Genomic DNA, 6,685 nt, shown 5'->3' with positions numbered 1-6,685 from the left:
GGGAAAGAACGGTCGCAGCCGCGCCATCTGTTCGTCGGTCAGCCAAAATAGATTGCTCATGATACCCCCTGAAAGTTTGGGGATTTGAAGCATGCGACCAATGCGATCTCAAGCCGATTAATGGGTCCTGAGCCTAGTCCGGTGATTGTCGTCAATGTCCTGCGGTGTGGTTCTGTCTGGGACGTCAATTGCAGTCGCGGCTGTCGACCCAGCCGCATCGCGCGCTGATGATTTGCACAATGGCGGTGGGGTCGGGGCAAACGCGGCGGCAAATCGGACCGGGCTGGTGGGCATGGTCGGAATTGGGGAATAACCGGACTGATCCGGTTGCGAGGCGAAGGGGACGGGAGAGGCACCCTTCGCGCAGGGGAAGGGGCGTTGCGCTACCACGTCCCTGCTAATCTAACAAACACACCCAAGATCACTCGTACCGGCTCGGGATGAGGGGAAGCCTGGAATACCTCATCAGGAGCGGGGGTATCATATGGCTGGCGTAAAAGAAGGAAAACCCCCGTTTGCCCAAAACCTGTACTGATTTGCCCTGTACTGATTTGCACAGTGGCGAACCCCACCACGACGAACCCCGCCACCTGATCCCTGCCAGCGTCACGGATTTGGGCGCGACGCGTGTAACCCGCTTTAGTCGCGAATCTCGTCCGGGGCGACGCCCCACAGGTTCGTTTTATGCGCCCAGCCACGATAGCCGCCCGCTGACAGGCGGCACCAATCGGGGTTGCATTCTTCCAGATGGGCAATGACACCCAGTTCCAGACGCGCTTTGATCGGGGCGGTTTCGTCCGGGCGGGCGCGCAGGTCCAGCAGGTCTTCGTCGACGATAACGGTGCGAACTCCGGACAGCAGCGAATAATGCACCCAGCCGCCCGCACCGTCGCGGTCGCGAATCCGGCGCCAGTGTTCATATTCGGCGGTGATTTCCACCGGCATGTCCTTGCGTTTGAACACCCAGTCGATGCGATGGGTCAGGCCCGGACCGCGCCGGACATTCGCTTCGGAGGTTTTGACCGAGACAAAACGCGGTATCGGAAGATTCGTAACCTGCCCGCGCTCTTGTGCCGCTTCTGCGGTTTCGGACCCTCCAAACATAAGGGCTGCGCATAATGCCGTCTGCAACAGCTTGGAAATCATGATATTCGCCTGTGAACTGCCGGTAGATTTTTCGCACTGGGTTCTTGTGACCCGGCTCTTTATCCGCCACTCTGCCAGTAATACGCGCCGTTTGGAAGAAGTGGGAGGGCCGATATGCCATCTGAACGCCTGAGTGTTGTTGTTACGCGACGCTTGCCCGATGTTGTAGAGACACGGCTGAAAGAGCTGTTCAACGTGACCTTGCGGGATGATGACACCCCCATGAGCCGGGCCGAACTGGTCGAGGCGGTTCAAACCTGCGATGTTTTGGTGCCAACATTGGCCGACCAGATTGACGCGGGCCTGATCGGGCAAGCCGGGGAGCGGCTGAAACTGATCGCCAACTATGGTGCCGGATTCGATCATATCGACGTGAACACAGCCCGCCAGCGCGGCATTCTGGTGTCCAACACCCCCGGCGTGGTGACGGATGATACCGCCGATATGACGATGGCCCTGTTGCTGGCCGTGACCCGCCGCATTCCCGAAGGATTGGCTGCGGTCAAATCCGGCGATTGGGGCGGTTGGTCGCCGACCGCATTTCTGGGCGGTCGCATCGGTGGGCGGCGTCTGGGTATTCTGGGCATGGGGCGTATCGGGCAGGCCGTGGCGCGGCGGGCGCGTGTTTTTGGGATGCAGGTGCATTACCACAACCGTCGCCGTCTGCGCCCCGAGATCGAAGACGGGCTGGAGGCGACCTATTGGGAAAGCCTGGATCAGATGGTGGCCCGGATGGATGTGATCTCCATCAACTGCCCGCATACGCCTTCGACGTTCCATTTGATGAATGCGCGGCGGTTGAAGCTGCTGAAACCCACGGCGGTGATCGTGAACACCTCGCGCGGGGAAGTGATTGACGAAAACGCGCTGACACGGATGCTGGCCGCGAATGAAATCGCGGGGGCCGGCCTGGATGTGTATCAGCGCGGCACCGACAGCGCCCAGAAACTGCGTGATTTGCCCAATGTCGTGATGCTGCCGCATATGGGATCGGCCACGGTCGAAGGCCGGATCGAAATGGGCGAAAAAGTCATCATCAATATCAAGACCTTTGCGGATGGACACCGCCCGCCGGATCAGGTGGTTCCGGCGATGTTGTAACCCGTAGAAAACAAGGAAAAGGCCCATGAAACGGATATTCAATACGGTTTTCGCGGGCCTTTTTCTTTTGGGTGTTGCCCCAGCGTTGGCGCAACAGGCGGCGGATGCTATCGCCCCGGAACAGGGCGGCAGCGGGGCGTTGGCGCTGTCCGATGCGGTGGCGGCATCACAGGCGGCCAAGGCTGCGGGCCAGCCGGTTCTGGCCGATGACTGGATGATCGTCGCAGCCAACCCCTATGCGGCGCAGGCCGGGGCGCGTGTCTTGCGTGCGGGGGGCAGCGCGGCGGATGCGGCGGTGGCTGTGCAATTGGTTCTGGGACTGGTTGAGCCGCAATCATCCGGTCTGGGTGGCGGCGCGTTCGTGGTGTGGTTTGACGCCGCGACCGGCACGCTGACCACGCTAGACGGGCGCGAAACCGCGCCTTTGGCCGTTACGCCGCGTCTGTTTCAGGACGCTGCGGGCGAGCCGTTGAAATTCTTTGATGCCGTTGTGGGGGGGCGGTCTGTTGGAACGCCCGGCACCCCTGCGGTGCTAGAGCTGTTGCACAGAAAATGGGGGCGTCTGGATTGGGCCGGGCTGTTTGACGATGCGCTGATGCTGGCCCGTGATGGGTTCACCGTGTCCGACCGTATGGCGCAATCCATTGCCCGTGATGCTGACCGTTTGTCACGATTTGCGGCGACGGCGGATTATTTTCTGCCCGGTGGGCAACCGTTGCAGGCCGGGCAAACCCTGAGCAATCCGGCCTATGCAGAAACGCTGGCTGTTTTGGCGGAAAACGGGGCAGGGGCCTTTTATACTGGGGATATTGCTGCGGACATCGTGCGCACGGTGCGCACCGCTGCTGGCAATCCCGGTGTGTTGTCACAAACCGATCTGGCCATTTACCAAGCCAAAGAACGCCCCACCGTCTGTGCGCCCTATCGCACCTATCAGGTGTGCGGCATGGGGCCGCCATCATCCGGGGCGCTGACCGTGGGGCAAATTCTGGGCATGGCGCAACAATATGACCTGTCTGCGGGGCCGGATGATCCTGAAACGCTGCGTATTCTGGGCGATGCGTCCCGTTTGGCCTTTGCCGACCGGGGGCGCTATATGGCGGACGAGGATTTCGTGCCGATGCCCACGCAGGGATTGCTGGACCCGTCCTATGTGCAATCCCGCGCGGCGCTGCTGTCCGGTCCGCGCCTGACAGAAGTCGCCCCCGGAACCCCAAAATTCGATCACGCCGCAAATTGGGCCGATGACGAGGCGATTGAACTGCCCTCGACCTCGCATATCTCGATCGTGGATCGCTATGGCAATGCGCTGTCCATGACCACAACCATCGAAAACGGCTTTGGGTCACGGCTATTCGTGCGGGGCTTTCTGCTGAATAACGAACTGACGGATTTTTCATTTCGCACGCATAAGGACGGCCTGCCCATCGCCAACCGGGTAGAGCCGGGCAAACGCCCCCGGTCGTCAATGTCCCCAACCATCGTGATGCAGAACGGGAAGCCGGTGCTGGTGACGGGGGCGCCGGGCGGCAGCATGATTATTGGGTTTGTCGCCAATTCCATTCTGGCATGGGCGGATTGGGGGATGAATGTGCAACAGGCCGTCAGCCAGCCGCATCGCATCAATCGCTTTGGGCGCTACGATGTCGAAGAAGGCAGTGGCGATGTTGAAACCGCGCAAGCACTGGAGGCAATGGGCTACGCGGTGAAAATCACCCCGATGACATCGGGGCTGGGCGCTATTGAAATCGGCCCGCGCCTGTCCGGCGGGGCCGATCCCCGGCGCGAAGGGATCGCGCTGGGGGAATGATCATCATGCCTTGATGAACGTGCCGTTTTGCAGCTCGCGAAAGGCTTGGCGCAACTCGTCTTGGGTGTTCATCACGATGGGACCATGCCACGCGACGGGTTCCTGAATGGGGCGTCCGGTCATCAGCAGGAACCGAATGCCATCATCCCCGGCCTGAACCGTGATTTCGTCACCCGATCCAAACCGTACCAAAGTGCGGTTGCCGGTCATGTCGCGGATATTCAATTCCTGACCGCGATATTCCTTTTCCACCTTGATCCCGACCGGATCGCTGGCATCGCGGAATGTCCCTGACCCGGCAAAGACATAGGCCAGCGCATTGGCGCGGGTGTCCACCGGCAGCACCTTGCGTTTGCCTGCGGGAACAGACACATCCAGCAACATCGGGTTGGCGGCAATGCCATCCACCGGCCCGGTCTTGCCCCAGAATTTGCCGATGATCACCTTGACCACGGTGCCGTCATCGTCGATTTCCACCGGAATATCGCTACCTGTGATGTCCTGATACCGCGGCGCAGTCATTTTCAACGAGGACGGCAGGTTCGCCCAAAGCTGAAACCCGTGCATCCGGCCCAATGTGTCGCCCGAGGGCATTTCCTGATGCACGATCCCGGACCCCGCAGTCATCCATTGCACGGCGCCCGGTCCCAAAACCCCCCTGTTCCCCAGTGAATCCGCATGTTCAACCTCACCTTCCAGCACATAGGTGATGGTTTCGATTCCGCGATGGGGATGCCAGGGAAAGCCCTTGGAATACAAGCGCGGGTCATCATTGCGGAAATCGTCCATCATCAGGAACGGGTCCGTCAGGGATGGGTCATCAAACCCAAACACGCGATGCAAATGAACCCCGGCCCCTTCCATCGCGGGGCGGGCAATGCTGGTGGCAGCTACGGGTCTGAAGGTCATGGTCTTGTCTCCTGTATCCTGCTGGCTAATCTGGGGCAAAGCGTCCGGCTTTCCAAGCCGCAGTCACGAACGTGATCTGTGCGAAAATGCAAAATGGCATCCCGCATCCCGCGCCTTCTTTCTGGTCATAAATACTCCGGGGGGAAGGCCGCAGGCCGGGGGGCAGCGCCCCCGTTTCGTTTCCGCAGCCATTCGCGCGGGATGAATGCTTTGCGCATGTTGTGAAAATCTTGATTCAGCTTTGCTGCAAAACGCTTTAGGGTTCTTTGGAATAACCAAAAGGCAGAACGATGCAGTGGACCTCTCTTCTTAGCGCGGAACGGGTGTGCGATCCCAAATATGTCGAAGGCCAAAACAGGTCGATCTTTGTGCAGGATCACGACCGGATCATTTTTTCCGCACCATTCCGCAGGCTGGCGAATAAAACTCAGGTACATCCGCTTTATGATCACGATCACATCCACCATCGGCTGATCCATTCCGTCGAAGTCAGCAGCGTAGGGCGTTCGTTGGCGATGCGTATTGGGCATTGGCTGATTGAACAGGGGGAAATCGCCGAAGGGGACGATCATTTACTGGCCAATATCGTACAGGCGGCCTGTGCGGCGCATGATATTGGGAACCCACCGTTCGGGCATTCCGGCGAAGCGGCGATTGGGGATTGGTTCCGCGAAAAATTCTCTGAAGGGGCTGGGCTATTTGCCGATGCGGGACAGGGGCTACAAGCAGAACTGACCGCTTTCGAGGGGAACGCACAAGGGTTTCGCATTCTGACCCGGCTAGAGATGTATCGGAACGAAGGCGGAATGCGCCTGTCCAAGGCTGTGCTTGGGGCGTTTATGAAATATCCGGTGACAGCAGGCACGCGCGTGGCGTTGCCCGAAAAGACCCCGCCCTATGCCGGGCTTAAAAAATTCGGTTTGTTCCAATCCGAGGCAGCGATTTTTGCGGATGCTGCACATAGTTTGGGATTGCCCGAAGAAAACAGCGATGCCGGGCGCTGGTGGCGCCGTCATCCGCTGGTTTTCCTTGTCGAAGCGGCGGACGATATTTGTTACAATATCGTCGATCTGGAGGATGCCTTTACCTCGGGTGATTTGCCGTTCGATGTGGTACGTGACCGTCTGAATACGCTTGCGAACCAGACCAATCGCGACACGGCGGGGATGACGCAGGCGGAACAGATTGCCCTGTTGCGGGCGCTGGCTATCGGCAGCGCCATTTCCGTTTGCGTTGAGGCGTTCAAGGAAAACTATGCGGCAATCATGGACGGCACATTTTCCGAGGCTCTGATTGATGCCTCGGCGCGGGCAGAGGCGTTTCGCGCGATAAAGGCGCTTGCCCGTGACCGGATTTTCACCTCGGCGCGGAAAACCGAGTTGGAGATTTTGGGACGGAAAGTGATCCGTAACGTGATGGACGAGGTTTTGCCCGTTTACGAAGCAATGGCAGCCCAAGGCTGGCAGGCCGAGGCACTGCCGGATCATGCCGCACAGATTGCCCGTGCGCTGTCCCTTGATTTGCGGGACATCGACGCCCCGGACAAGGCGTTGCATGGATTGGCGGATTTCGTTTCAGGTATGACGGATCGGTATGCCCTGCGTATGTCCCGGCTGTTTTCAGCGTAAGCTTACGCCGAGGGCCGTCTGGCGGGCTGATTTCGCGAGGGTTTAACGAGTGTCCTTATGGACGCACACGAAGACACCCCCCGCATTGAAG

5 protein-coding genes are annotated in these 6,685 nt (G+C 59.5%); 3 read left to right on the top strand and 2 right to left on the bottom strand.

Features of this window, described 5'->3' with window-relative positions; genetic code table 11:
- Positions 1–639 precede the first annotated feature (639 nt).
- Entirely contained in the window at positions 640–1,146 is a 507-nt protein-coding gene (locus FN828_RS19980; RefSeq protein WP_142495078.1) for an SH3 domain-containing protein, read from the bottom strand.
- 114 nt (positions 1,147–1,260) lie between these two features.
- Between FN828_RS19980 and FN828_RS19975 the strand changes: the two genes are divergently transcribed.
- Together FN828_RS19975 and ggt are read left to right on the top strand one after the other, a co-directional pair.
- Positions 1,261–2,247, top strand: a complete 987-nt coding sequence (locus FN828_RS19975) for a 2-hydroxyacid dehydrogenase (protein WP_142495077.1) — start codon at positions 1,261–1,263, stop codon at positions 2,245–2,247.
- A gap of 25 nt (positions 2,248–2,272) precedes the next feature.
- A complete protein-coding gene (gene ggt, locus FN828_RS19970; RefSeq protein WP_142495076.1) occupies positions 2,273–4,057 on the top strand; it encodes a gamma-glutamyltransferase in 1,785 nt (594 codons plus the stop codon).
- A 3-nt stretch (positions 4,058–4,060) separates the two neighbouring features.
- Here ggt and FN828_RS19965 read toward each other — a convergent pair whose 3' ends face one another.
- On the bottom strand, positions 4,061–4,966 hold the full coding sequence (locus FN828_RS19965; RefSeq protein WP_142495075.1) for a pirin family protein: 906 nt from the start codon (positions 4,964–4,966) through the stop codon (positions 4,061–4,063).
- A 290-nt stretch (positions 4,967–5,256) separates the two neighbouring features.
- On the opposite strand from FN828_RS19965, the gene dgt reads away from it, so the two are divergent.
- Complete coding sequence (gene dgt / locus FN828_RS19960) at positions 5,257–6,594, top strand: dGTP triphosphohydrolase (RefSeq protein WP_142495074.1); 1,338 nt, start codon at positions 5,257–5,259, stop codon at positions 6,592–6,594.
- Positions 6,595–6,685 lie beyond the last annotated feature (91 nt).

Origin of the sequence: Thalassovita litoralis (assembly GCF_900182725.1) — a bacterium.
GTDB lineage: Bacteria > Pseudomonadota > Alphaproteobacteria > Rhodobacterales > Rhodobacteraceae > Thalassobius > Thalassobius litoralis.
This window is presented reverse-complemented; position numbering and strand designations above follow the sequence as displayed.